This window comes from Brachybacterium netajii (SeqCode) (assembly GCF_054114245.1).
In genome coordinates this window covers 317246-340667 of the sequence record NZ_JBSYXB010000002.1, presented here as the reverse complement: position 1 = coordinate 340667, position 23422 = coordinate 317246, and the positions used below count along the sequence as shown (strand labels likewise).

The window sequence follows — 23422 nt, the reverse complement described above, 5'->3', positions numbered from 1 at the left end:
GATGACGTGCGCACGAGCGCGAAGCATGCGAGAAGACGACGGACCCCCGGTCGGCGGTGCCGACCGGGGGTCCGGGGGAATGCTGCGGGCGTGCGGCTCAGCGGCCTCGCATCGCCCGACGGTTCGGGCGCGCGCGCATCGGATCGATGCCCTTGGGCACTGACTGCCGGATCGAGCGCTGCAGGGCGGCGAGGCGCTTGGCCACCTGGGAGGCCTCGGCCTGGGTGAGCACCTTCTTCATCCGCATCATGTGCGAGGGGAGCTTGTGCAGCGGGATCTCCCCGTCGCCCTCGCCGACGACAATCTGATGGACGGGGACGCCCTCCTGCTGCAGGACGCGGCGGATCGAGCGGCGCTCCTTCTCCAGGAGCTTCATCGAGATGTTCGAGGCGTCCTCGGCGACGACGACGATGCCGGCGCGGCCCGAGGCCCGGAAGAGCATCTTCTGGCTGCGCGGGTCGACCTGGACCGGCTCCTCGGAGACGTTCCATCCGCGGCGGATCGACTGCATCGCCGCGAGCGGCGCGCCGGGCTGGCCCTCGATCCGGCTGAACGCGGCGCGCTCCGCCTTGCGGGCGAGGATCAGCATCGCCGCGAGGATGCCCACGAGGACGCCCATGAAGATGCCGTACCAGGGGCTGTTGAAGACCAGCCAGCTCAGCAGGATGCAGACGACGATCGAGGCGGCGACCGCACCGAGCATCCACGGTGCCGTGGTGCGGTCGATCTCCTGCGTGTACTTGAAGACATCGATCATCTGCCGGATGCGGCCGGTCTTCTTCGGCGTCGCCTCCTCGGAGGCGCTCTTGTCGCGGTTGCGGGCCATGGGGTGGAAGGTTCCTCTCGGGGGTACGGTCAGCGGCTCGAGGACGCGCTGAGGCGGGCGACGACCGAGGCCGCCTCCTGACGCGCCGGCTGGTCCTGATCGAGGTGCCGCAGGTTCTCGGGGATCTCGCGTCCGAGCTTCCGCATCGACTGCGCCCAGAGCTTGCCGGCGCGGTACGAGGAGCGGACCATCGGCCCGGCCATGACGGCCAGGAAGCCCATCTCGTCAGCGGCCTCGGAGAGCTCGACGAACTCCTGGGGCTTGACCCACCGGTCGATGGGATGGTGGAGCTTGGAGGGACGCAGGTACTGCGTGATGGTGATGATGTCGCAGCCGGCGGCGCGCAGGCGCTCGAGGGAGTCGAGGATCTCGTCGGTCGTCTCGCCCATCCCCAGGATGAGGTTGGACTTGGTGATCATCCCCTGCGACTTCGCGAGGGAGATGACGTCGAGCGAGCGCTCGTAGCGGAAGGCCGGGCGGATCTGCTTGAAGATCCGCGGGACCGTCTCGAGGTTGTGCGCGAAGACCTCGGGCTTGGCGTCGAACACCTGCTGGAGCGCCTCGCCGTCGCCCTTGATGTCGTCGATCAGGAGCTCGACGCCGGTCCCGGGGTTCATCGCGTGGATCTGCTCGCAGGTCCGCGCGAACAGGCCGGCCGCGCCGTCGGGCAGGTCATCGCGGGCGACGCCGGTGATGGTGGAGTAGCGCAGTCCCATCTCCTTGACGGACTGGGCGACCTTGAACGGCTCCATCGGGTCGACGGGGAGCGGCTTGCCCGTGGCGATGTCGCAGAAGTCGCAGCGCCGGGTGCAGCGATCACCGCCGATGAGGAAGGTGGCCTCGCGGTCCTCCCAGCATTCGAAGATGTTCGGACAGCCCGCCTCCTCGCAGACCGTGTGCAGACCGCGACCGTGCACGCGCTGCTTCATCTCGGAGTATTCGGGGCCCATCACCGCGCGGGTCTTGATCCATTCGGGCTTGCGCTCGATCGGGACCTCGGCATTGCGCGCTTCCACGCGCAGCATGCGCCGACCTTCGGGAGCGATCGTCACGCTCGTTCCTCCTCGCCATCGGACTGTCCCGGCAGTCTATCGAGCGCGGGACAGGGCGGGGGAGCTCAGCGCGCCCGCACGGTGGTGCGGTGCGCCACCAGCTCGGTGAGCGCGTCCTCGACGACGTCGAGGACCTCTGCGACCGGGACGCGGCGTCCGAGCTCGCGGCTGAAGCTCGTCACTCCCGCGTCGTCGATCCCGCAGGGGATCACGTTCTCGGCCCAGGAGAGGTCGTTCGCGCAGTTCAGGGCGAAGCCATGCATCGTCGTGCGCTTCGAGACCCGCAGTCCGATGGCGCAGATCTTCCGCTCCTGGTCATGCTCGCCGCTCGCGCCCGGCCCACTCGTCGCGGCCAGCGCGTCCTCGCCTGTCGCCCCGGCGCCCGACGGCACGACCCAGACGCCGCTGCGCCCGTCGACGGGGACGGTCGGGACGCCGATCTCGGCGCAGACGTCGATGATCGACCGCTCGAGGGCCCGCACGAAGCCGACGACGTCGATCGGCGCCGGCAGGGTGACGATGGGATAGCCGACGAGCTGCTGCGGTCCGTGCCAGGTGATCTTCCCGCCCCGGTCGATGTCGACGACGGGGGCGCCGTCGCGCGGCCGCTCATGGTCGGCCGTGAGCTTCCCCGCCGTGTACACCGGCTGATGCTCGAGCAGGAGGAGCGTGGGGGGACGCGTGCCCGCGACCACCTCCGCATGCACGGAGCGCTGGATGTCCCAGGCGGCGCGGAACTCGACCGGGCCGGGCGGGAGGCCGAACTCCTCATGGCGATCGCCGCCGGGGAGGGGGTCGCTGAAACCGAGGCGGATCACGTCGAGCACTCCTCCACACTACTGCGTGTCCATAGGGCGGACGCCTGACCTTCACGTTGTGGATAGTTATGGCGCAGTGCGCCGGAGTGGTGTTAAGTGCCCCCTATGGACGGGATGAACCGGGAGCACTTCGAGCTGAGCATGCCGCTTCGGGGCACCCCGGTCCGGGGACGGCGCTCGGGGGCCACGCGAGAGCGCATCGTGCGCCATGACGGATTCCGCGAGGAGCGGGAGATCGTCATCGGCACCGAGCGCCTCCTCCGCGTGCGCGCGCTCTCGGACCAGGGACTGGAGGAGATCCGCGAGGAGCTGCAGCTCCTCGCGGCACTCGAGCTGGACGGCATCGTCGCCGTCCCCGCCGTGCTCTCGGTCGAGCACGACGGATACGACCGGGAGTCGGCCACGCCCTTCGGCGTGTCCGGGACCGTCGGCGCCGGCGGTCGTCGGCGCGCCCTGGGCACGGCGCCCAGCGCGCACGAGCGCGAGGCCCTCGCGGATGCCCGCTTCCAGGTCGAAGAGCTGCTGGATGCCCTGCACGAGCGCGGATGGGTGCTCGGGGCGCCGCACGGATCGGGCCTCGGGCTGCGGCACGACGGCACGGTCGTCGTCCTGGACCTCTCAGGCCTGACGCCGTCGACCTCCTCGGCGGAGGCGCATGCCGACCATCGCTGGACGGACTCCGTCCTGCACGACCCCGATCGGACGCTGCGCCGTCCGGCCATCCCGCCCACGGGATCGCTGCCCGCCGTCTCCTCCACCGGCTCCCTGCCGACCGTCCGGCGGACGGGCTCCCTGCCCGCCGTCCGGGAGACGGGTTCGCAGCCCGCCGTCTCGAGGACCGGCTCCGTTCCGGTCGTCCCGCAGTCGACCCGGCGCCCCGTCGCCGCCCCGACGGCGCAGTCCCATCCGCCTCTGCCGTCCGCGGCGGCTCCTGCCGCCGCGCCAAGCGCGACCCCTCCGACCCTGCCGTCGGCCGCTCCCGCGCCCGTCACCACCCCCCAGAACCCTGTGATTCCGGTCTCAGAGCCGCGTGCGACCGCAGCACCTGCGACGGCCTCCGAGCCGCCGACGGCTTCCGGGCTCCCCGCGCTGATCGACGATCATCTCGGGCAGGCGGCCGACGATCCGGGCTCCCGTCTCGATCCCTGGCTCTCTCCCGCCGACTCAATCGACCCGATCCCGCCCGCGGCACCGCCCGCGGCGTCGCCTGCACCGACCGCGGCGCCCGTGACCCCAGCACCGTCGGCACCGCCGGTCCGGACGGTCCCCGCCGCACCATCCGCAGCGCCCCGGACCCCTCCGCCGAGCACGGGCACCCCTCTGTCGACCTCGCGCACCGGCTCTCGACCCTCGACCTCGTCCTCATCGTCGTCCTCGTCGACCCGGCCCGGGACCACGTCCTCGTCGACCTCCTCTCCGTCCGCACGCGTCCCGACCTTCCGATCGATCGCCGGGGAGGGCGAGGAGATGATGAAGCGGGCAGCAGCCCTCGATCGTCTCGGCGCCCGCGAGGGCCTCGTCCGCAACAAGCAGCGGCGCCGCGCACGCTTCTTCGGGCTCTGGGCCGCCGCGGTCCTCTTCACCGGCGGCGCCTTCGGTGCCGGCTCGTGGTACGCGACCAGCTCGACGCGCGCCGTGGCGGAAGGACCCATTCCGGTGCGCACCGCGACGTCGACTCCCGCCGCGACCGACGCCGACGGGACCCCCGCGGCCGAGGCGGAGGACGATTCCGCCGACGGCACCGGAGCGATCGAGGACCCGACCGCCCTGGCGATCGACCTGGTCGAGGCCCGGTACGCCTACATCACCGGGGCCTCGGACGAGCCGGTCAGCAAGGCCGGGACCGCCGCACGGGACGCCGACGACGATGCGCGGGATGCCTATGCCGGGGTCGAGGTCTCCGGCGGAGTACCCGTCGTCCACGAGGCCGCGGTCCTCGAGGGCCCGAGCGACGGAACCCTGGTCCTGCACGTGGTCATGTCCACGCCCGCGCACGACCTCACCCGCGAGGACGGCACCGTCGAGCATGTGGAGGACGCCGGCGCCGTCGGCGTCGACCTCCGCCTCGTCGAGGACGGCGACGCCTGGATCATCACCCAGACCGAGCCGTCGGCCGCCGACGCGTGAGCATCCGCTGCTCCCGCCGGCGCCGGGACCGCTGAGCGACGACCGCTGAGCGACGAGCGGGCGGCAGCGGCGGAGCAGTTCCTCGCCCCGGACGCGCAGGAGCCCGGCACCGTCATGGTGCCGGGCTCCTGCGCGTCGCCCGGGCCGAGGCCCGGACGATCGTGCGATGCGATCAGAGGCCGAGCTCGGCCTCGAACGCACCCTCCTCGAGACGCTTCTTCATGAAGGTGAGGAAGCGGGCGGCGTCGCCGCCGTCGACCAGGCGATGGTCGTAGGAGAGGAAGAGATACATCATCGAGCGGATCGCGATCACGTCATCGCCCTCGGCGTTCTGGATGACCGCCGGACGCTTGACGATGGTGCCGCAGCCGAGGATGCCGACCTGCGGGCTCGGCACGATCGGCGTGTCCCAGAGGGCACCGCCCGAACCGGTGTTGGTGATCGTGAAGGTGGCGCCCTGGAGGTCGTCCGGGGTGAGCTTGTTGCCCTTCGCCCGACCGCCGAGGTCGCCGATCTGGCGCGCCAGGCCCGCCAGGTTCAGGTCGCCGGCGTTCTTGATCACGGGCACGACCAGGCCGCGCTCGGTGTCCGCCGCCATGCCGATGTTCTCGCTGGCCGCGTACTTGATCATGTCGCCGTCGATGGAGGCGTTGATCTTCGGGTAGGTCTTCAGGCCCTCGACCGCCGCCTGCATGATGAACGGAAGGAACGTCAGCTTCGCACCCTCGCGCTGGGCGAAGGAGTCCTTCGCCTTGCCGCGCAGCTTGGCGATGCGGGTCATGTCCACCTCGACCGCGGTCGTGAGCTGGGCCTGCGAGTGCAGGGACTCCATCATCCGCTGCGCGGTGACCTTGCGGATCCGCGTCATCTTCTCCTCGGTGCCGCGCAGCGGGGAGACCTGGACCGCGGCCGGTGCCTTGGCGGCGACCGGAGCGGCAGCAGCGGCGGGAGCCGGAGCGGCGGCAGCGGCCTTCTTGGCCTCAATGGCCTGCTGGACATCCTGCTTGCGGATGCGGCCGCCGAGACCGGTGCCCTTCACCGAGGACAGGTCCACGCCGGACTCCGCCGCGAGCTTGCGCACCAGCGGGGTCACATAGCCGGAGGACTCGGCGCCCGAGACGGACTCGTCGGCCTTGGGAGCCGGAGCGGCGGCCGGGGCGGCCGCAGGAGCCGGAGCAGCGGGGGCCGGAGCCGGAGCGGGGGCCGGAGTTGCAGCCGCCGGAGCCGGGGCCGGGGCGGCGGGGGCGGCCGGAGCCGCGGCGCCGGAGCCGATCACCGCGAGGACCGAACCGACCTCGGCGTCCTCGTCCTCCTGGACGCGGATCTCGAGGAGCGTGCCGGCGGCGGGGGAGGGGATCTCGGTGTCGACCTTGTCCGTCGAGACCTCGAGCAGCGGCTCATCGACCTCGACCGTGTCGCCCACGGCCTTGAGCCACCGGGTGATGGTGCCCTCGGTCACGGACTCGCCCAGTGCCGGCATGGTGATCTCCTCGCCGGCAGCGGAGCCGGCGGCAGGAGCCTCGGGGGCCGGAGCCGCCTCGGCGGCGGGTGCAGGAGCCGCCTCGGGCGCAGGCGCCGGGGCCTCCTCCGCGGCAGGAGCAGCCGCGCCGGAGTCGTCGGACCCGGCATCGGCGGAGCCGTCGCCGATGACGACGAGATCGGCGCCGACCTCGGCGTCCTCGTCCTCCTCGACCAGGATGCGCTCGATGACGCCCGCGACCGGGGAGGGGATCTCGGTGTCGACCTTGTCCGTCGAGACCTCGAGCAGCGGCTCGTCGACCGCCACGGTGTCGCCCACGGCCTTGAGCCACCGGGTGACGGTGCCCTCGGTCACGGACTCGCCCAGAGCGGGCATCTTCACAGTTTCAGACATAGGGGTTTCTCCTCCTGGGTCAGGCGTGGGCGTGCAGCGGCTTGCCGGCGAGCGCGAGCGCGGCCTCGCCCATGGCCTCGTGCTGCGAGGGGTGGCCGTGGATCAGCGAGGCGACGTCCTCGGGGTACGCCTCCCAGTTGACGATGAGCTGGGCCTCGCCCATGAGCTCGGACATGCGGGAGCCGATCATGTGGACGCCGACGATCGGGCCGTCCTTCTCGCGGACGAGCTTGATGAAGCCCGTCGTGCCGAGGATCTGGGACTTGCCGTTGCCGCCGAGGTTGTACTCGTAGGACTCCACGCCCTCGGCGCCGAACTGCTCCTCGGCCTGCTTCTGGGTGAGGCCGACGGAGCCGAGCTGCGGCTCGCAGTAGGTGATGCGCGGGATGCCGGACTCGATGATCGGGGCCGGGTTCTGGCCGGCGATGCGCTCGGCGACGAAGATGCCCTGCTGGAAGCCGCGGTGCGCGAGCTGGAGGCCGGGGACGATGTCGCCGACGGCGTAGATGCCGGGCACGTTGGTCTCGAGGGTCTCCTTGTCCGCGAGCACGAAGCCGCGATCCATGGCGATGCCCTGCTCCTCGTAGCCGAGGCCCTGGGTGACGGGGCCACGGCCGACGGCGACCAGCAGGTAGTCGCCCTCGTAGACGGTGCCGTCGGCGAGGGTGACGGTGACGCCGTTGTCGTGCTGGACGGCCTTGTCGAAGAAGATGCCGAGGGAGAAGGCGATGCCGCGCTTCTTGTAGGCGCGCTCGAGGGCCTTGGAGAGGGCTTCGTCCTCGTTGGCGGCGAGGTGGGGGAGGCCCTCGATGATCGTCACGGACTCCGCGCCGAGGGACTTCCACACCGAGGCGAACTCGACGCCGATGACGCCGCCGCCGAGGATGATCGGGTTCTTCGGGATCTCGGGCAGCTGGAGGGCGGCCTCGGAGTCGAGGATGCGGCCGCCGAGGTCGAGGCCCGGGAGGGTCTTCGAGTAGGAGCCGGTGGCGAGGATGATGCTCTTGCCCTGCAGCTGGCGGATGCCGTCGGCGGTCTCCACGGTGACGGTGCTGGGGCCGGTGAGGCGTCCGAAGCCCTCGATGTAGTCGACCTTGCGCGACTTCACCAGGCCCTGGAGGCCCTTGTGGAGGCGGGAGATGATCCGGTCCTTGAACGAGAGGACCTTGGTGACGTCCACGGAGTTCAGGGAGATGTCGAGGCCGAGCTCGGAGCCCTCGGAGGGGGCGTCGGCGACCTCTCCGACGTGGAGGAGGGCCTTGGTGGGGACGCAGCCGCGGTGGAGGCAGGTGCCTCCGAGCTTGTCCTTCTCCACGAGAGCGATCTTCTGGCCGAGCTGGGCTCCTCGCAGCGCGGCCGCGTAGCCGCCGCTGCCACCGCCCAGGATCACGACGTCGTACTGGTCAGTGGTTGTATCCGCCACCTGTGTGCTCCTCGGTGAGTGCGATTTGTCGTGCAGCGCGCGCGGCCGTCGGCCCCGGGCGCCGCCTGCGGGTCCCATGCTAGGCCACGGACAGGCCGCGAGGACGCCCGGACGGCAGATTCCGGGGCGCGAAGGCCGCGCACCTCACGCCTGCGCCCCGGGGCGCCGAGTCCGCTGGTCGGCGAACCCGGCGCCTCCGGGGCGCAGTGGGCGGCGCGCGGAGCGCGGCCGGAGTGCGGTGAGCGTCAGGAGGCGCGGTCCTCCAGCACCTGCAGCACGGTGCGCACGCTCATCCCGGTGGCGCCCTTGCCCATGTAGCCGAGCGGGGCGTCGGCGAAGGAGGGGCCGGCGATGTCCAGATGGGCCCACTCGGCGTCTCCGACGAACTCGCGCAGGAAGAGGCCGGCGGTGAGGGCCCCGCCCCAGCGGCCGGCGCCGATGTTGCGGAGGTCGGCGATGCGGCCGGTGATGTCGGGTCGGAGCTCGGCGGGCAGCGGCAGCGGCCAGAAGAGCTCGCCGGTCCGTCCGGCGGCGTCGAGCACGATCTCGCGCGCGGAGTCCGTGCCCAGGACTGCGGCGGTCCGCTTGCCGAGGGCGACCATGGCCGCGCCGGTGAGCGTCGCGACGTCGAGGACGAGGTCGGGGCCCTCGGCGACGGCGTCCACGAGGGCGTCGGCCATGACCATGCGACCTTCGGCGTCCGTGTTGAGGACCTCGACGGTGGTGCCGTTGCGCATGGTCACGACGTCGCCGGGGCGCTGGGCGCCTCCGCCGGGCATGTTCTCGGCGATCGCGAGGTGCGCGGTGACCTTGATGTCGAGCCCGAGGCGGGCGGCGCCGAGCACGGCGGAGAGGACGGTGGCGGCTCCGGTCATGTCGGAGGTCATGTCCTCCATCCCGGCGCCGGGCTTGAGGGAGATGCCGCCGGTGTCGAAGGTGATGCCCTTGCCGACGAGGCCGACGGACGCGGTCGCGCCCTCGGGGGCGTAGGCGACGCGGACGAGGCGGGGCGGGCGGGCCGAGCCCTGGCCGACGCCGACGATGCCGCCGTAGCCGCCGTCCGCGAGCTCCTTCTCGTCGAGCACGGTGACCTCGACGGGGAGATCCGCGGCGGCCTCCTGGGCGCGGCGCGCGAACTCGGCCGGGTAGAGCAGGTTCGGCGGGGTGTTCACGAGGTCACGGGTGAGGTCGACGACGTCGGAGAGGATCTGCGCGCGCTCGACGACGGGCGCGAGGGCGGCGTCGCCGAGGACGACGACCGAGTCGACGACGGTCGCGGGCTCGGACTTCAGCGCCGTGTACGCGTAGGCGCCCAGGGCGGCGCCCTCGACGGCGGCGGCGTCCTGCTCGGGGGTTCCTCCGGGCAGGACGATCGCGGCCGTGGCGGAGCGGATCGAGCGGGTGGCGGCGCCGTAGGCCAGGCGGACGTCCTCGGCGGAGATCGCGGAGAGGTCCGGGCCGCCGAGGCCGACCAGCAGGATGGTGCCGGCGGAGGTCAGTCCGGCGGAGGGCAGGCGCTGGAGGTCTCCGCGGCCGCCCGGGAGCTCGAGGGCGGCGATGGAGTCGGACAGGGCGGCGCTGAGCTGCTCCTGCCCGGGGACGACGGCGGGGGCGTCGTCGGCTCCGGCGAGGAGGGGGAGGACGAGGACATCGGCGGAGACATCGCTCACGGATGCTTCGGAAACGGTGATCAGGGGCATGGCCCTATCGTAGGCATCGGCCCGGAGCACTCCGACGGCCGCGCCCGCCCCAGCCGTCGGGGACGTGGGGCGTCAGGGATCGACGGCTGTGGAGGTCGGGTCCGACGATGCTGGTGCTGAGCATCCTGGTGTATGCGGTGAGCGCTCTCGCCGCCGTCCTCGCGATCTACTACACGGCCAAGGACCTGAGCGCGGATCTCGTGCTCCTCGGTGCCGCCGCCGCCGTGTTCCTGGTCTGGCTGGTCCAGGCTGTCGCGCTGGGCGTGCGGGATCTCGCGGGCGGGGTCGTCGACGATCCGATCACCCTGTACGGATATCTGCTGACCGCGGTCGCGCTGCCGCTGGCGGCCGGTTGGATCTCCGTGTGGGAGCGATCCCGGTGGGGGAGCCTGACGATCGCGGTGGCGAGCCTCACCTCGCTGGTCCTCGAGATGCGCGTGCATCAGATCTGGGCCGGAGGCTTCGCATGACCGGCGCCGGCGCCCATCAGGGCGGCCCCGATGCGCTGATGAGCACGACGAAGGAGACAGCACCCATGGCCGACACCGGGATCGGGAGCACCGGCGAGGGAGCCGCCGCGCAGGGCGGGCGGGCCCGGCGGGACGGAGCGGAGCGGTCCGGCCGTGCCCCCCGCGGCTCGCGCGGGTTCACGACGGTCCTGCTGCTGGTCTACGGGCTCTTCGCCCTGGCCGCCACCGCACGGAGCCTGGTGCAGATCGGCACCCGCTTCGAGGTCGCCCCCGTGGCGTACCTGCTGTCGCTGGTGGCGGCGGTGACCTATATCGCCGTGACCGCAGTGCTCGCGCGGGGCGGTCGCGAGAGCCCGCTCGCGCTCGCGCTCGTGCTCGTCGAGCTCCTCGGGGTGCTCGTCGTCGGGACGCTGACGATCGCGGATCCGGAGCTGTTCCCGGACGCGACCGTCTGGTCGGGCTTCGGGAGCGGCTACGGGTACGTGCCGCTCGCGCTTCCGGTCATCGCGCTCGTCTACATCCTGCGCAGCAGGCATCGGGCCGCGGCGCGCGGCTGACCTCCGACGCCGTCCCGCCTCCGATCCCACGAGCAGGCGGTCCCGTCCCGCAGGCGGTCCCGACGGGAGCGTCCGGGGAACGCGTACGGTTAGGCGCGTGAGCACGAACCCGACCCCCACGAGCCGTCTGTACTCGGTGCTGTTCCGGCATGTCCTGCGCCGCACCGACCCCGAGACCGCGCATCATCTGACGGTCCTCGCGCTGAGGACGGCGCACCGCCTCCCGGGCGGTCCCGCGCTGCTGCGCGCCGTGTTCCGGGTCGCGCATCCGATGCGTCCGACGCCGGCGCCCTTCACGGCGCTCGGGCACGAGCACCGCAGCCCGCTGGGCATGGCCGCAGGCTTCGACAAGGACGGCGAGGTCCCGCTCGCGCTCCTCGACCTCGGCTTCGGCCATGTGGAGGTGGGGACCGTCACCGCGCGCCCGCAGTCGGGGAACCCGCGTCCGCGGAGCTTCCGCCTGCTCGAGGATCGGGCACTCATCAACCGCATGGGGTTCAACAACCATGGGGCGGAGGCGCTCGCGAAGTCGCTCGCGGCCGCCCGGCGCACCGAGCGCGGCCAGCGCGCCGTGATCGGCGTGAACATCGGCAAGACGAAGGCCACCGCCCTCGAGGACGCGGCCGACGACTACCGCTTCTCCGCGCAGCTGCTCGCCCCGTACGCGAGCTATCTCGCGATCAACGTCTCCAGCCCCAACACGCCCGGCCTGCGGGACCTGCAGTCCACCGAGTCCCTGCGACCGGTCCTCGAGGCGGTCCTCGAGGAGGCCGCGAAGGCGGAGCGGCGGCTGCGACGCGATGTCCCCGTGCTCGTGAAGATCGCGCCGGACCTCCATGACGAGGACGTCATCGCGATCGCGCGCCTCGCCGCCGAGGTCGGCCTCGCCGGCGTCATCGCGACCAACACCACGATCGCGCGCCCCGATTCCCTGGCCACGGACCGCGCTCGCATCGAGGCGATCGGCGCCGGAGGCCTCTCGGGTCCGATCCTCGCCGACCGCTCTCTCGAGGTGCTGCGCCTCCTGCGCGCCGAGCTGCCCGAGGGCGCGACGATCATCAGCTGCGGCGGCGTCGTCACGGCCGAGGACGTCCGCGAGCGCCTCGCCGCCGGCGCCGATCTGGTCCAGGGCTACACCGCCCTCATCTACGAGGGACCGTCCTGGCCCGGTCGCCTCGCCCGGGAGCTCGCGCACAGCTGAAGCATCCGGCTCCGCCTACCCTGGGACCATGGACGAGGACCTCTTCTCCCTGGGGGGCGATGCTCCGGCGCCGCGCACCCTGAGCGATGGCAACCGGGATCACCGGGCGCCGCTGGCGGTGCGCATGCGCCCGCGCGGGCTCGAGGAGGTGGTCGGGCAGCATGCCGCCCTCGAGCAGGGAAGCCCCCTACGGCGGCTGGTCGCGGCCGACGACTCCCGGACGGCCCCCGCCTCGGTCATCATGTGGGGACCGCCGGGCACCGGCAAGACGACCCTCGCGTACGTCGTCGCGCAGTCCGGCGACCGCGAGTTCGTCGAGGTGTCCGCCGTCCTCGCAGGGGTGAAGGACATCCGCGAGGTCGTCGACCGGGCGCGCTCGCGCCTGCGGACCACCGGTCGGGAGACCGTGCTGTTCGTGGACGAGGTCCACCGGTTCTCGAAGTCCCAGCAGGACGCCCTGCTGCCGAGCGTCGAGAACCGCTGGGTCACGCTCATCGCCGCCACCACGGAGAATCCGCACTTCTCGGTGATCTCGCCGCTGCTCTCGCGCTCGATCGTGCTGACGCTCGAGCCCCTGTCGAGGGCGGATCTCGACGAGCTCGTGGACCGGGCCCTCGCCTCCGAGCACGGGCTCGGCGGCGCCGTCGCCCTCGCCGACGACGCCCGCGAGGCGCTCCTGCGGCTGGGCGGCGGCGATGCCCGCAAGATCCTCACCTCCCTCGAGGCCGCGGCGGCCGCCGCCCTCATGAAGGGCTCGGCGGAGATCGACGCGGAGACGCTCGCGCAGGCCGTCAACCGGGCGGCGATCCGCTACGACCGCGCCGGCGACCAGCACTACGACGTCACGAGCGCCTTCATCAAGTCGATGCGCGGCAGCGACGTCGACGCGGCCCTGCACTATCTGGCACGGATGATCGAGGCGGGGGAGGACCCGCGGTTCATCGCCCGCCGGGTGGTGATCGCGGCGAGCGAGGAGGTCGCCATGGCCGACCCCACCGCGCTGCAGGTCGCCGTCGCGGCCATGCAGGCGGTCCAGATGCTCGGCATGCCCGAGGGCAGGATCCCGCTCGCGCAGGCCGTCGTGCACATCGCGACCGCCCCGAAGTCCAACGCCTCCTACCGGGCTCTGGACGCGGCGATCGCCGATGTGCGGGCGGGTCGCGGCCAGGGGGTCCCGGCGCACCTGCGCGATGCGCACTATGCCGGGGCCGAGTCGCTGGGCCACGGGGACGGCTACCTCTATGCGCACGATGCTCCGCACGGCGTCGCCGCGCAGCAGTACCCGCCCGACGACCTCGTCGGGGTGGACTACTACCGCCCCGGCCAGCACGGAGCGGAGGCCGCCACCGCCCGCCGGGTGGAGGCGCTGCGTCGGATCGTGCGCTCCCGCAGCACCGGGAGCGGCGGGTCGTGAGCGACCCCACAGGAGATCCGCGCCGACCTGCGGCATCGGGCGTTGAGCCCAGCCGATGCCTGCGGTAGAGTCGGACGCTGAATCCGCGGCTGCTTCATTGGATTCACACCCCCGTCGAAACACAGAGGTAGACCTCGTGACCAACGTCACCCGCGCGCGCCGCCAGGCGCGACTCTCCCGAGCTCTCGGGCTCCCGCTGACCCCGAAGTCGGTCAAGTACTTCGAGAAGCGTCCGTACCCCCCGGGCGAGCACGGCCGCGCCCGCCGCCGGACCGAGTCCGACTACGCCGTCCGCCTGCGCGAGAAGCAGCGCCTGCGCGCCCAGTACGCCCTCCGCGAGAAGCAGATGCACCGCGCGTACCTGGACGCCAAGAAGGAAGCCGGTCTGACCGGCGAGAGCATGGTCGAGCTGCTGGAGATGCGTCTCGACGCGCTCGTCCTGCGCTCCGGCTTCGCCCGCACCACCCTCCAGGCCCGTCAGGCCGTCGTGCACCGTCACGTCCTGGTCGACGGCAAGCTGGTGGACCGTCCCTCCTTCCGCGTGAAGCCGGGCCAGACCATCCAGATCAAGCCCAAGTCCCAGGCCATGGAGCCCTTCCAGATCGCAGCCGAGGGCGGCAACGCCGATGTCCTCGCCGCCACCCCGAGCTACCTCTCGGTCGATCTGCCGGAGCTCAAGGCCAAGCTGGTCGCGCGCCCCAAGCGCGCTGAGGTCCCCGTGACCTGCGACGTCCAGATGGTCGTCGAGTACTACGCGCGCTGAGCCTCCCGCTCTCGACGCTCGAAGGCCCCGGCAGGAGTACTCCGGTACCCTGACCGGGGCCTTCGCGTCCCCATATCCCCGCTCGCGGCACGTCTGAGCCGGCCGCGCCCCAGGAAGGACCTTCCCGACCATGCGCACCTCCGAGATCCATCGCCGCTGGCTCGACTACTTCGGCTCGAAGGAGCACGAGATCGTGCCCAGCGCATCGCTGGTCTCCTCCGATCCGTCGATCCTCTTCACGGTCGCCGGCATGGTCCCCTTCATCCCGTACATCGTGGGCACGGAGAAGGCTCCGTACGCCCGCGCTGCGAGCGTGCAGAAGTGCATCCGCACCAATGACATCGAGAACGTCGGCCGCACCACGCGCCACGGCACGTTCTTCCAGATGGCCGGGAACTTCTCCTTCGGGGACTACTTCAAGGAGGGGGCGATCGACCTCGCCTGGGAGCTCATCACCACGCCCCAGGAGCAGGGCGGCTTCGGGCTCGAGGGCGATCGCCTGTGGGTCACCCTGTGGGAGCAGGATGCCGAGTCCTACGACGTCCTGACCCGCAAGATCGGTCTGGATCCGAAGCACATCGTGCGTCTCCCCAAGGAGGAGAACTTCTGGTCCACCGGGCAGCCCGGTCCCGCCGGCCCCTGCGCCGAGTGGCACTACGACCGCGGCCCCGAGTACGGTCCCGAGGCGGTCGGCGGGAACGTCGACCCGGGCGGCGACCGCTACCTGGAGTTCTGGAACCTCGTCTTCGACCAGTACCTGCGCGGCGAGAGCGCGAACGGCGACTATCCGCTGCTCGGCGAGCTCGAGCAGAAGTCGATCGACACCGGCCTCGGCGTCGAGCGCGTCGCCTACCTGCTGCAGGGCAAGCAGAACATGTATGAGACCGACCAGGTCTTCCCCGTGATCGAGAAGGCGCAGGAGCTCACCGGTCGCACCTACGGCGCGAACCCGGAGGACGACGTCCGCCTCCGCGTGATCGCCGACCACGTCCGCAGCGCGATGATGCTCGTCGGCGACGGCGTGCGCCCGGGCAACGAGGGCCGTGGCTACGTGCTGCGCCGCCTCATCCGCCGCGCGGTCCGCTCCGTGCGCCTGCTGGGCTACGACAAGCCCGCGATGCCCGAGCTGCTGCCGGTCTCGCAGTCCGTCATGACGGAGTCCTACGCGACCCTCGCCACGGACTTCGAGCGCATCAGCGACGTCGTCTACGGCGAGGAGGACGCGTTCCGTCGCACCCTCGTCGCCGGCACCGCGATCTTCGACCAGGTCGTCCGCGAGGTGAAGGCGCAGGGCAGCGCGAAGGTCGCCGGCGAGGACGCCTTCCGCCTGCACGACACCTACGGCTTCCCGATCGACCTGACCCTCGAGATGGCGCAGGAGGTGGGCCTGTCCGTCGACGAGGAGGCCTTCCGCACCGCCATGGGGGAGCAGCGCGAGCGCGCCCGCGCCGACGCCGCGTCCAAGAAGACCGGGCACACCGACACCGCGCTCTACAACCGTCTGCTGGGCGAGCGCGGCGAGGCCGTCCCGTTCCTCGGCTACACCGAGTCCACCGTCGCCACGACCGTCGAGTCCGTGCTCGTGGACGGGCAGCTGGTCGACGCCGTCCAGGCTCCGGCCGACGTCGAGATCGTGCTCGCCACCACCCCGTTCTACGCCGAGATGGGAGGCCAGCTCGCGGACCAGGGCCGCATCGCCCTCGCCAGCGGCGGCATCGTCGAGATCGACGACGTCCAGGCACCCGTGAAGGGCCTCCCGGTCCATCGCGGCCGGCTCGTCGAGGGCGAGGTGCGTCCGGGCGCCGCGGCCGTCGCGACGATCGACGTCGAGCGCCGCGGCGCGATCGCCCGCGCCCATACCGCGACCCATATGGTCCACCAGGCGCTGCACGAGGAGCTCGGCGAGAACGCCACCCAGGCGGGGTCGGAGAACTCGCCCGGCCGCATGCGCTTCGACTTCCGGTACGGCCAGTCCGTGCCGCGCTCCGCGCTCGAGCAGATCGAGGGCCGCGTCAACACGATGCTGCAGCAGGAGCTCGAGGTGACCGACCGTCAGATGCCGATCGACGAGGCGCGCGCATTGGGCGCGATGGCCCTGTTCGGCGAGAAGTACGGCGACATCGTGCGCGTGGTCTCCATCGGCGGCGATTGGTCGCGCGAGCTGTGCGCGGGCACCCACGTGGCCTCCACGGGCGCCATCGGCACCGTGCAGCTGATGGGGGAGTCCTCGATCGGATCCGGCGTCCGCCGCGTCGACGCCCTCGTGGGCCTGTCCGCCTACCGCCACGGCGCCAAGGAGCGCGCGCTGGTCTCGCAGCTGACCGATCTGCTCAAGGTCGGCTCGACCGAGGAGATCCCCGAGCGCGTGAAGGCCATGACCCAGCGCCTGAAGGACATGGAGAAGCAGCTCTCCGCGCTGCGCGGCCAGCAGCTGCAGGCCGAGGCTGGTCGCCTCGTCGAGCAGACCGTCGACGTCGCCGGCGTGCGCCTGCTCGCGCACGACGCGGGCGAAGGCGTCCCCGCGGGCGATCTGCGCACTCTCGCCCAGGATCTCCGCGCACGCCTCGGAGAGGACGCGCCGACGGTCGTCGCCGTGACCGGCCATGAGAACGGCCGCGCCGCCCTGGTGGTCGCGACCAGCGCCTCCGCCCGCGAGGCGGGGCTGAAGGCCGGGGCTCTCCTGCGCACCGGCGCCGAGGCCATGGGCGGCCGCGGCGGCGGCAAGGACGACATGGCGCAGGGCGGTGGCGGTGAGCCGGCGCGGTCCGGCGAGGCGCTCTCCGCCATCCGCGGCGCGATCGAGGCGATCGTCCCGGCATGAGCGAGGACGAGAAGGGCCTTCCCCGCGCGGTCCGGCTCGGCGTGGACGTCGGCGACGTCCGCGTCGGCCTCGCACGCAGCGATGCGGACGGGCTGATCGCCACGCCCGTCGAGACCGTCCCGCGCGATGAGGCGGTCTCCCGCATCGTCGCCGAGGCCCGCGACAGCGGAGCCCGCGCCATCATGGTCGGTCTGCCGCGATCGCTCAGCGGCGCCGAGGGCGCGGCCGCGGCGAAGGCGCGCGACGTCGCCGAGCAGCTCGCCGCTTCGCTCGCCGACGAGACGGAACCCGTCGAGATCCGTATGATCGACGAGCGGCTGACCACCGTGTCCGCCCACCAGGCGCTGCACAGCTCCGGTCGCAAGGGCCGCAAGCACCGCCAGGTCGTCGACCAGGTCGCCGCCGTCCTGATCCTCCAGCAGGCGCTGGACATCGAACGCAGCACCGGACGGCGGGCGGGCGAGCTCGTGGAGCCCGCCGAGACCCCGGAGGCCTCGGAGATCCAGGAGACCCAGGAGACCCAGGAGACCGTCGATCGCGACCCGACGCGATCCGACGCCCCCGATCAGCAGGAGAACAGGTGAGCGACGAGGACGTCAGCTTCGAGGAGATCGTGTCCGGTCAGTCGGACCGGAAGCAGGAGAAGCAGGGCCCGCATTCCGTGGGCGATCGCCGTCACGGACGACGGCGCGCCACGGCGACGGCGCCCCGCCGCTCGCCCTTCCGAGCCCTGCTGCCCGTGCTGCTCGTCCTCGTCGTCGTCGGCGGCCTCGGCATCGGCGGAGTCTTCGGCTATCGATGGCTGACCTCCAACATCAGCATGGAGGCGCAGGAGAAGGACTATCCCGGCCCCGGCAGCGGCGAGGTGGTCATCGAGGTCGCCTCCGGGGACACCGGGACCGACATCGCCTCCACGCTGGTCGACGAGGGCGTCATCCTCACCGCCGGTCCCTTCATCACCGCCTTCTCGAACTCGCCGGACGCCTCCGGGATCGAGCCCGGCCTCTACCGCCTCAAGCTCGAGATGAAGTCCTCCGATGCGCTCGCGCTGCTGCTGGACCCCTCGAGCCTCGCGGCGCACCGCGTGATCATCCCCGAAGGCCGTCGCGCCTCGCAGATCTGGCCGATCCTCTCCGAGGCCACCGGCGTCCCCGTCGAGGACTTCGAGGCCGCGGCCGCGGACTACACGGCGCTCGGCATCCCCGAGAACGCCGCCGGCAGCCTCGAGGGCTATCTCTGGCCCGGTCGCTACGACTTCGCCGAGGACGCCACCGCGGCCGAGATGATCACCCAGATGTGGGAGCGGATGGAGGAGCAGCTCGAGGGCCTCGGCGTCGAGCCCGCCGACTACCACAAGGTGCTCACCATCGCGTCGATCGCCGAGAAGGAGGCCGCCGACACGGACGACTACGGCAAGGTCGTGCGGACCATCGAGAACCGGCTCGCGGGCGTCGGCGAGGCCGGCGGCACGCCGATGAAGCTGCAGCTCGACTCGACGGTCGCCTACTTCACGGGCAGCGAGGTCGTCTCCACCACGCCCGAGGAGCGTGCGACGGACAACCCGTACAACACGTACTACCACGAGGGGCTCCCCATCGGGCCCATCTCCAACCCGGGGCTGGCCACGCTGCAGGCGACGCTCGATCCGCCGGCGGGGGACTGGCTGTACTGGGTCACCGTCAACACGGAGACCGGCGAGACGAAGTTCGCGGAGACCGGCGCGGAGCACGACCAGAACGTGGCGGAGTGGCGCGAGTGGGCCGCCAGCCGCGACGAGGAGGGCTGATCACGTGAGCGTCCCCGACCCCGCCGTCGAGACCGTCCCCGGAACCGCGACCGGGACCGAGCCCCGGACCCGGCCCGGGAGCGGGAGGCCTCGACGATTCGCCGTCGTCGGCTCCCCGATCTCGCACTCGCTCTCGCCGCTCCTGCACAGCACGGCGTATCGCGATCTCGGCGTCGACGACGCCGAGTACGTCCGTCACGAGGTGGGGGAGGGCGAGCTCGCCGCCTTCCTGGCGAGCGGCCCGGGCGCCGCGCTCGACGGACTGAGCGTCACGATGCCCGACAAGCGGGAGGCCTTCGAGCTCGCGACCGAGCGCGACGCGACCTCCCGGCGCCTCGGCATCTCCAACACGCTGCTGCGCCGCGAGGACGGAACCTGGCGGGCCGAGAATCACGACGTCCACGGGATCGTCGCCGCTCTGCGCGACCACGGCGCCGACGGGGTGCGCCGTGCGGGCGTGCTCGGCTCCGGGGCGACCGCCCTCAGCGCGGTCGCCGCCCTCGCCGAGCTCGGCGCCGAGGAGATCCTCCTCAGCGCCCGCAGCCCCGAGAAGCTGGTACCGGTCGCCGACCTCGCACGCGAGAGCGGCGTCGCTCCGCGCCTCATCGCCTGGGAGAGCTCCTCTGAGCTGCTGACCTCCGACGTCGTCATCAGCGCGCTCGCGCTCCCCGGCGCCCAGGCCCTCGCCCGAACCTGGGCGGAGCACCCTGATCTGCCCGCTCCGCGCACCTTCCTCGACGTCCTCTACCATCCGTGGCCGGCCCCGCTGGCGGCCCTGGTGGGACGCGCCGGAGCCGACGTCGCCGACGGACTCGAGATGCTCGTCCATCAGGCGGATATGCAGGTCAGGTCCATGATCGGGGTGCCCGCCGCCCCGGTTCCCGCGATGCTCGCCGCGGCCCGCGCGGAGCTCGCGCGCCACAGCTGACAACCGTCTGGAAATCCTTGTCCTGCCGGGTAAAGGGGATGTAAAGTCGCGGGAGGCGCGGATGCCTCCGCCGCCGGCACCGACCACGAGGACGTGACCCATGGACCTGGATCGAGCGAGCGGATCGCGCAGCGTCGACATCGTCGGCCGACGACCGGACCGTCCGATCATCCCGTCCTCCGAGGGCCCGCAGCAGCCTCTCGCCCCCTTGCTCCCCGAGGTCACGACTCCGCTGCTGCGCCGCTGCACCGCCCTCGCGGCGAAGGCGCGCGTCGAGCTGCTCTCGCAGCGCCTCCATGCCGCCGCCGACGAGCTGGGGGAGGTGCTCGATCAGATCTCCCGCTGGACACCCAGCCTCCTGGTCTCCCCGGACCCGACGATGCTCGCGCTGTGCACCGCCTCGCTGCAGGATCTCGTCGAGCGGATGCCGGAGAGCGACCCCTCCGTGCTGACGGAGCGCATCGACCGCGTTCTGGACCTCCTGCACGGCGTGCTCGATCGGGAGTCCGCGCACGCCTCGGCGTGACGGTCCCCACTTCCGGACCCGGAGGGCCCATTTCGGTTAGGACCAGCGCCGATGGGGTGCTAATGTTCTTTCTGTCGCCGCGAGCGATCACCTGTCCGGGTGGCGGAATTGGTAGACGCGCTAGCTTGAGGTGCTAGTGACCGTATTAGGTCGTGGGGGTTCAAGTCCCCCCTCGGACACCACACGGCGAAGGGCCCCGACGAGAGTCGGGGCCCTTCGTGCATCCCGGGTCTCCTCCGGGCTCGGAGCCCGGAGCTCATGCGGAAGGCAGGCCCGGGACGCAGGCACGGGACGTGCCATGATCTCCGGTATGGTCCACGTCTTCTTCCATGAACCGGTGATCGCCGGCAACACCGGCAACGCGATCCGCCTCGCCGCGGTCAGCGGTGCCCGCCTCCATCTGATCGAGCCGCTCGGCTTCGACTTCGAGGACGCCAAGCTGCGCCGCGCCGGCCTGGACTACCACGATCTGGCGGATCTGAGCATCCATCCGGACATCGACGCCGCCTTCGCCGCCGTCCCGGAATCCCGGGTGTTCGCCTTCACCGCGCGGTCGGAGACGACCTTCGACCGGATCGCCTACCGCGAGGACGACGTGCTCCTCTTCGGGACCGAGCCCACCGGGCTCCCCGAGGCCGTCATGGCGCATCCGCGCATCACGCAGCGGGTGCGGATCCCGATGCTCCCTGCACGACGCTCGCTCAACCTCGCCAACGCCGCGTCGATCGCCGTCTACGAGGCCTGGCGGCAGCAGGGCTTCTCCGGGGCCGGAGAGGGGCCGCACGCATGAGCGGCCGCGCACCGAGCCGCTCCGGACGAGGGACCGGATCTGCGCAGCGCCCCCGGCGGGACGCCGCCCCGGCCCGGATCGAGCGGCGCAACGCCCGCTTCCAGCAGTGGGAGGCCCTGCTGCGCAGCCGGACCAAGCGGACGCGCAGCGGAGAGATGATCATCCAGGGCGTGCGCCCGATCACCCAGGCGTTCGCGCACGGCGTCGAGATCCGCACTCTCCTCGTCGACGGCCGCCCCCAGCGCTCCGCCTGGGCCGAGGAGCTCCTGGCGACGGCGACGGCGCCCGTCGTCGAGCTCGCCCCCGAGCTCCTGGCCGAGCTGGGGGAGCGGGAGGACGGCGCCCCGGAGGTCCTCGCCGTCGCGGCCGTCCCCTCCGACGACATCGCACGCCTGCCCACGGCCCCGGGCACCGTCGTCGTCGCCTTCGACCGCCCGTCGAGCCCCGGGAACATCGGCTCCCTCGCGCGGACGGCCGATGCCCTCGGCGCCGATGCCCTGATCACCACCGGGCACAGCGCCGATGCGTGGGATCCCGCGGCGATCCGCGCCAGCACCGGATCGATCTTCGCCCTCCCCGTCCTCCGCCTGGCCTCGCATCGCGACCTCCTCGATCGGATCGACGCGCTGCGGGCCGACGGGCAGGAGTGGACGGTGGTCGGCCTCGACGAGGCCGGCGGGCGTCTCGTCTCCGACCTCGACCTGAGCGGATCCGTGGTGATCGTCGTCGGGAACGAGACCGTCGGGATGAGCGCCGGCTGGCGCGAGGCCTGCGACGAGGTCGCCGAGATCCCCATGACCGGCAGCGCCAGCTCGCTGAACGCCGCGATCGCGGGATCGATCGCGCTGTATGAGCTGCGCCGCCAGCGAGGCGCCTGAGCGCATCGCCCGAGCACGATGCGGAGGCGTCAGGTCCCGAGCGCCGCGGAGACCGTCGGCGCCCCGAGCAGGCCCAGGAAGGGCGCCGCCAGCAGGACCGGCCCCAGGGCGAATCGCGTCCCCGGGCGGCGCGAGACCGCCAGCACGAGGGCGCCGAGGGCCCCGGCGAGCAGGATCGCACCGAGCATGGCCCCCACCAGAGCCTCGCCCCCGAGCGACGCCGAGGCGAGCACGACGACGGGCACGGTCTTGGCATCGCCCATGCCGAGGAGCGGCGGAGCGATCAGGGCGATCACGATCGCGCCGAGCCCGAGGAGCACGGCGAGGACCAGCGCCGCGCGCAGCCCCGGCCGGGCCGCGGGCTGCAGGAGTGCGAGCGCCCCGAGACCGGTGCCTGTCGACGCTGTCAGCAGCAGCACCCAGCGGTTGGGCAGACGATGCTCCATGGCATCGATGCGCGAGAGCACGACCGCAGGCGGGAGGTAGGCGATCGCGAGGACCGCCAGCAGCATCGGGTCGGTGTCGGGCATCGGCCCATCCCAGCAGAACCGCGCTCTGCGCGCCGCACCGTCGGGCCGATTGTGGATGACCGGCCGACGTCCGGCTCAGAACCGGTGGGGTTCGACCTCGCCGAGGGTCGAGCGGACGCGGATGATCCGTCGACGCATCCAGACCTTCTTCCCGCCGCCGTAGTACAGGCGGGTGCGGGCGAGCTCCCAGCGGCCGTACTCGGCCTCGTCGGCGAGCGTGGCGCGCACGGCGGAGAGCGGGGTCCGCGGAGGGACGGTGATGATCTGGAACTCGTAGTCCTCGGCGCGGCGGCCCTTCTCGAGCGGCAGATCGGGCATGCCCCGCGGGTCGCGCACGTGGACGATGCTGCCGATGGGAGGCCCGCTCCCGGGACGACGGACTGCTGGCACGGACGGCGCCTCCTCCTTGCGGCCCCGCCCCCGCGGGGACTCCGCGAGGACGATGGCATCGAACCTGGCTCCTGCGCTGTCCATTGTGCCCATCGAGGTAGTACGGTCCAAGCATGAACACGGATCCTCGCTCCGCTCTTGCTGCGCTGATCGCCGCCCTGGAACGTCACTACGAGGCCGCCTCCGCCTCGCGAGGCGACGACGATCCCGCCCTGGAGGCTGCCACCGAGCAGCTCGCCTCGGCCTTCGACACCTACGACGACGCCCTCTTCGACGCCTACGACGTCGCCACCCCGCTCATCGTCTTCGACGGCGATGACGAGGACGACGACGACTTCGACGATCTCGATGACCTCGACGACTATGACGACGAGGACGACGACGAAGAGGACGACGACTTCGACGACGACCTCGAGGAGGGCGAGGAGGAGTCCGGCCGCTGAGCCCGGCCTCCTCCGCGCGATCTCCTCACCGGATCTTCACCGCCATCACCCTTCGCGGCGTCGGGCCCACGGCCCGGCGCCGCGTACTCTGTCCGAGGCCGTTCCC

Annotated in this window: 22 protein-coding genes and 1 tRNA gene; 15 read left to right on the top strand and 8 right to left on the bottom strand. The window is 72.0% G+C overall.

What is annotated here, in order from left to right; genetic code table 11:
• Positions 1–97: 97 nt before the first annotated feature.
• From ACXET9_RS05270 to lipB, 3 genes are all read right to left on the bottom strand, one after another.
• The gene (locus ACXET9_RS05270; protein ID WP_457885453.1) at positions 98–826 is read right to left on the bottom strand and encodes a DUF4191 domain-containing protein; all 729 of its coding nucleotides are present in this window, start codon (positions 824–826) and stop codon (positions 98–100) included.
• A gap of 29 nt (positions 827–855) precedes the next feature.
• Positions 856–1878: a lipoyl synthase gene (gene lipA / locus ACXET9_RS05265; RefSeq protein WP_457885452.1), complete on the bottom strand. Its 1023-nt coding sequence runs from the start codon at positions 1876–1878 to the stop codon at positions 856–858.
• A gap of 65 nt (positions 1879–1943) precedes the next feature.
• The gene (gene lipB, locus ACXET9_RS05260; RefSeq protein ID WP_457885451.1) at positions 1944–2705 is read right to left on the bottom strand and encodes a lipoyl(octanoyl) transferase LipB; all 762 of its coding nucleotides are present in this window, start codon (positions 2703–2705) and stop codon (positions 1944–1946) included.
• 192 nt (positions 2706–2897) lie between these two features.
• On the opposite strand from lipB, the gene ACXET9_RS05255 reads away from it, so the two are divergent.
• On the top strand, positions 2898–4823 hold the full coding sequence (locus ACXET9_RS05255) for a hypothetical protein (protein ID WP_457885450.1): 1926 nt from the start codon (positions 2898–2900) through the stop codon (positions 4821–4823).
• A gap of 172 nt (positions 4824–4995) precedes the next feature.
• Here ACXET9_RS05255 and sucB read toward each other — a convergent pair whose 3' ends face one another.
• The 3 genes from sucB to ACXET9_RS05240 all read right to left on the bottom strand — a co-directional run bounded on the left by sucB (position 4996) and on the right by ACXET9_RS05240 (position 9819).
• The gene (gene sucB / locus ACXET9_RS05250) at positions 4996–6696 is read right to left on the bottom strand and encodes a 2-oxoglutarate dehydrogenase, E2 component, dihydrolipoamide succinyltransferase (protein WP_457885449.1); all 1701 of its coding nucleotides are present in this window, start codon (positions 6694–6696) and stop codon (positions 4996–4998) included.
• Between the two features lie 19 nt (positions 6697–6715).
• Complete coding sequence (gene lpdA / locus ACXET9_RS05245) at positions 6716–8119, bottom strand: dihydrolipoyl dehydrogenase (RefSeq protein WP_457885448.1); 1404 nt, start codon at positions 8117–8119, stop codon at positions 6716–6718.
• 245 nt (positions 8120–8364) lie between these two features.
• Positions 8365–9819: a leucyl aminopeptidase gene (locus ACXET9_RS05240; RefSeq protein ID WP_457885447.1), complete on the bottom strand. Its 1455-nt coding sequence runs from the start codon at positions 9817–9819 to the stop codon at positions 8365–8367.
• A 107-nt stretch (positions 9820–9926) separates the two neighbouring features.
• On the opposite strand from ACXET9_RS05240, the gene ACXET9_RS05235 reads away from it, so the two are divergent.
• The 13 genes from ACXET9_RS05235 to ACXET9_RS05175 all read left to right on the top strand — a co-directional run bounded on the left by ACXET9_RS05235 (position 9927) and on the right by ACXET9_RS05175 (position 21953).
• Complete coding sequence (locus ACXET9_RS05235) at positions 9927–10289, top strand: hypothetical protein (RefSeq protein WP_457885446.1); 363 nt, start codon at positions 9927–9929, stop codon at positions 10287–10289.
• A complete protein-coding gene (locus tag ACXET9_RS05230; RefSeq protein ID WP_457885445.1) occupies positions 10286–10846 on the top strand; it encodes a hypothetical protein in 561 nt (186 codons plus the stop codon). Before ACXET9_RS05235 ends, ACXET9_RS05230 begins: the two co-directional genes overlap by 4 nt.
• 97 nt (positions 10847–10943) lie before the next feature.
• Complete coding sequence (locus tag ACXET9_RS05225; protein WP_457885444.1) at positions 10944–12047, top strand: quinone-dependent dihydroorotate dehydrogenase; 1104 nt, start codon at positions 10944–10946, stop codon at positions 12045–12047.
• Positions 12048–12075: 28 nt separating this feature from the next.
• On the top strand, positions 12076–13461 hold the full coding sequence (locus ACXET9_RS05220) for a replication-associated recombination protein A (RefSeq protein WP_457885443.1): 1386 nt from the start codon (positions 12076–12078) through the stop codon (positions 13459–13461).
• Between the two features lie 136 nt (positions 13462–13597).
• Positions 13598–14224 (top strand): 30S ribosomal protein S4, encoded by a 627-nt coding sequence (gene rpsD / locus ACXET9_RS05215; protein WP_457885442.1) that lies wholly within the window; start codon positions 13598–13600, stop codon positions 14222–14224.
• A gap of 130 nt (positions 14225–14354) precedes the next feature.
• Positions 14355–17045 carry an alanine--tRNA ligase gene (gene alaS / locus ACXET9_RS05210; protein ID WP_457885441.1) on the top strand — a complete coding sequence of 897 codons (2691 nt, stop codon included), beginning with the start codon at positions 14355–14357 and terminating at the stop codon, positions 17043–17045.
• Complete coding sequence (ruvX, locus tag ACXET9_RS05205; RefSeq protein ID WP_457885440.1) at positions 17042–17629, top strand: Holliday junction resolvase RuvX; 588 nt, start codon at positions 17042–17044, stop codon at positions 17627–17629. Before alaS ends, ruvX begins: the two co-directional genes overlap by 4 nt.
• The gene (mltG, locus tag ACXET9_RS05200; protein ID WP_457885439.1) at positions 17626–18831 is read left to right on the top strand and encodes an endolytic transglycosylase MltG; all 1206 of its coding nucleotides are present in this window, start codon (positions 17626–17628) and stop codon (positions 18829–18831) included. The genes ruvX and mltG overlap by 4 nt, the downstream gene beginning before the upstream one ends.
• A 4-nt stretch (positions 18832–18835) precedes the next feature.
• On the top strand, positions 18836–19759 hold the full coding sequence (locus ACXET9_RS05195; RefSeq protein WP_457885438.1) for a shikimate dehydrogenase: 924 nt from the start codon (positions 18836–18838) through the stop codon (positions 19757–19759).
• Between the two features lie 100 nt (positions 19760–19859).
• Entirely contained in the window at positions 19860–20285 is a 426-nt protein-coding gene (locus tag ACXET9_RS05190) for a hypothetical protein (RefSeq protein WP_457885437.1), read from the top strand.
• Between the two features lie 93 nt (positions 20286–20378).
• A tRNA-Leu gene (locus ACXET9_RS05185) sits at positions 20379–20467 on the top strand.
• Between the two features lie 128 nt (positions 20468–20595).
• Positions 20596–21075: a tRNA (cytidine(34)-2'-O)-methyltransferase gene (locus ACXET9_RS05180; RefSeq protein WP_457885867.1), complete on the top strand. Its 480-nt coding sequence runs from the start codon at positions 20596–20598 to the stop codon at positions 21073–21075.
• Entirely contained in the window at positions 21072–21953 is an 882-nt protein-coding gene (locus tag ACXET9_RS05175; protein ID WP_457885436.1) for a TrmH family RNA methyltransferase, read from the top strand. The genes ACXET9_RS05180 and ACXET9_RS05175 overlap by 4 nt, the downstream gene beginning before the upstream one ends.
• Positions 21954–21982: 29 nt before the next feature.
• Here ACXET9_RS05175 and ACXET9_RS05170 read toward each other — a convergent pair whose 3' ends face one another.
• Together ACXET9_RS05170 and ACXET9_RS05165 are read right to left on the bottom strand one after the other, a co-directional pair.
• Positions 21983–22483, bottom strand: a complete 501-nt coding sequence (locus tag ACXET9_RS05170; protein WP_457885435.1) for a hypothetical protein — start codon at positions 22481–22483, stop codon at positions 21983–21985.
• A gap of 75 nt (positions 22484–22558) precedes the next feature.
• Complete coding sequence (locus ACXET9_RS05165) at positions 22559–22801, bottom strand: DUF5703 family protein (protein WP_457885866.1); 243 nt, start codon at positions 22799–22801, stop codon at positions 22559–22561.
• A gap of 185 nt (positions 22802–22986) precedes the next feature.
• Here ACXET9_RS05165 and ACXET9_RS05160 point away from each other — a divergent pair, with 185 nt between their 5' ends.
• Positions 22987–23316 carry a DNA primase gene (locus ACXET9_RS05160; protein WP_457885434.1) on the top strand — a complete coding sequence of 110 codons (330 nt, stop codon included), beginning with the start codon at positions 22987–22989 and terminating at the stop codon, positions 23314–23316.
• Positions 23317–23422 lie beyond the last annotated feature (106 nt).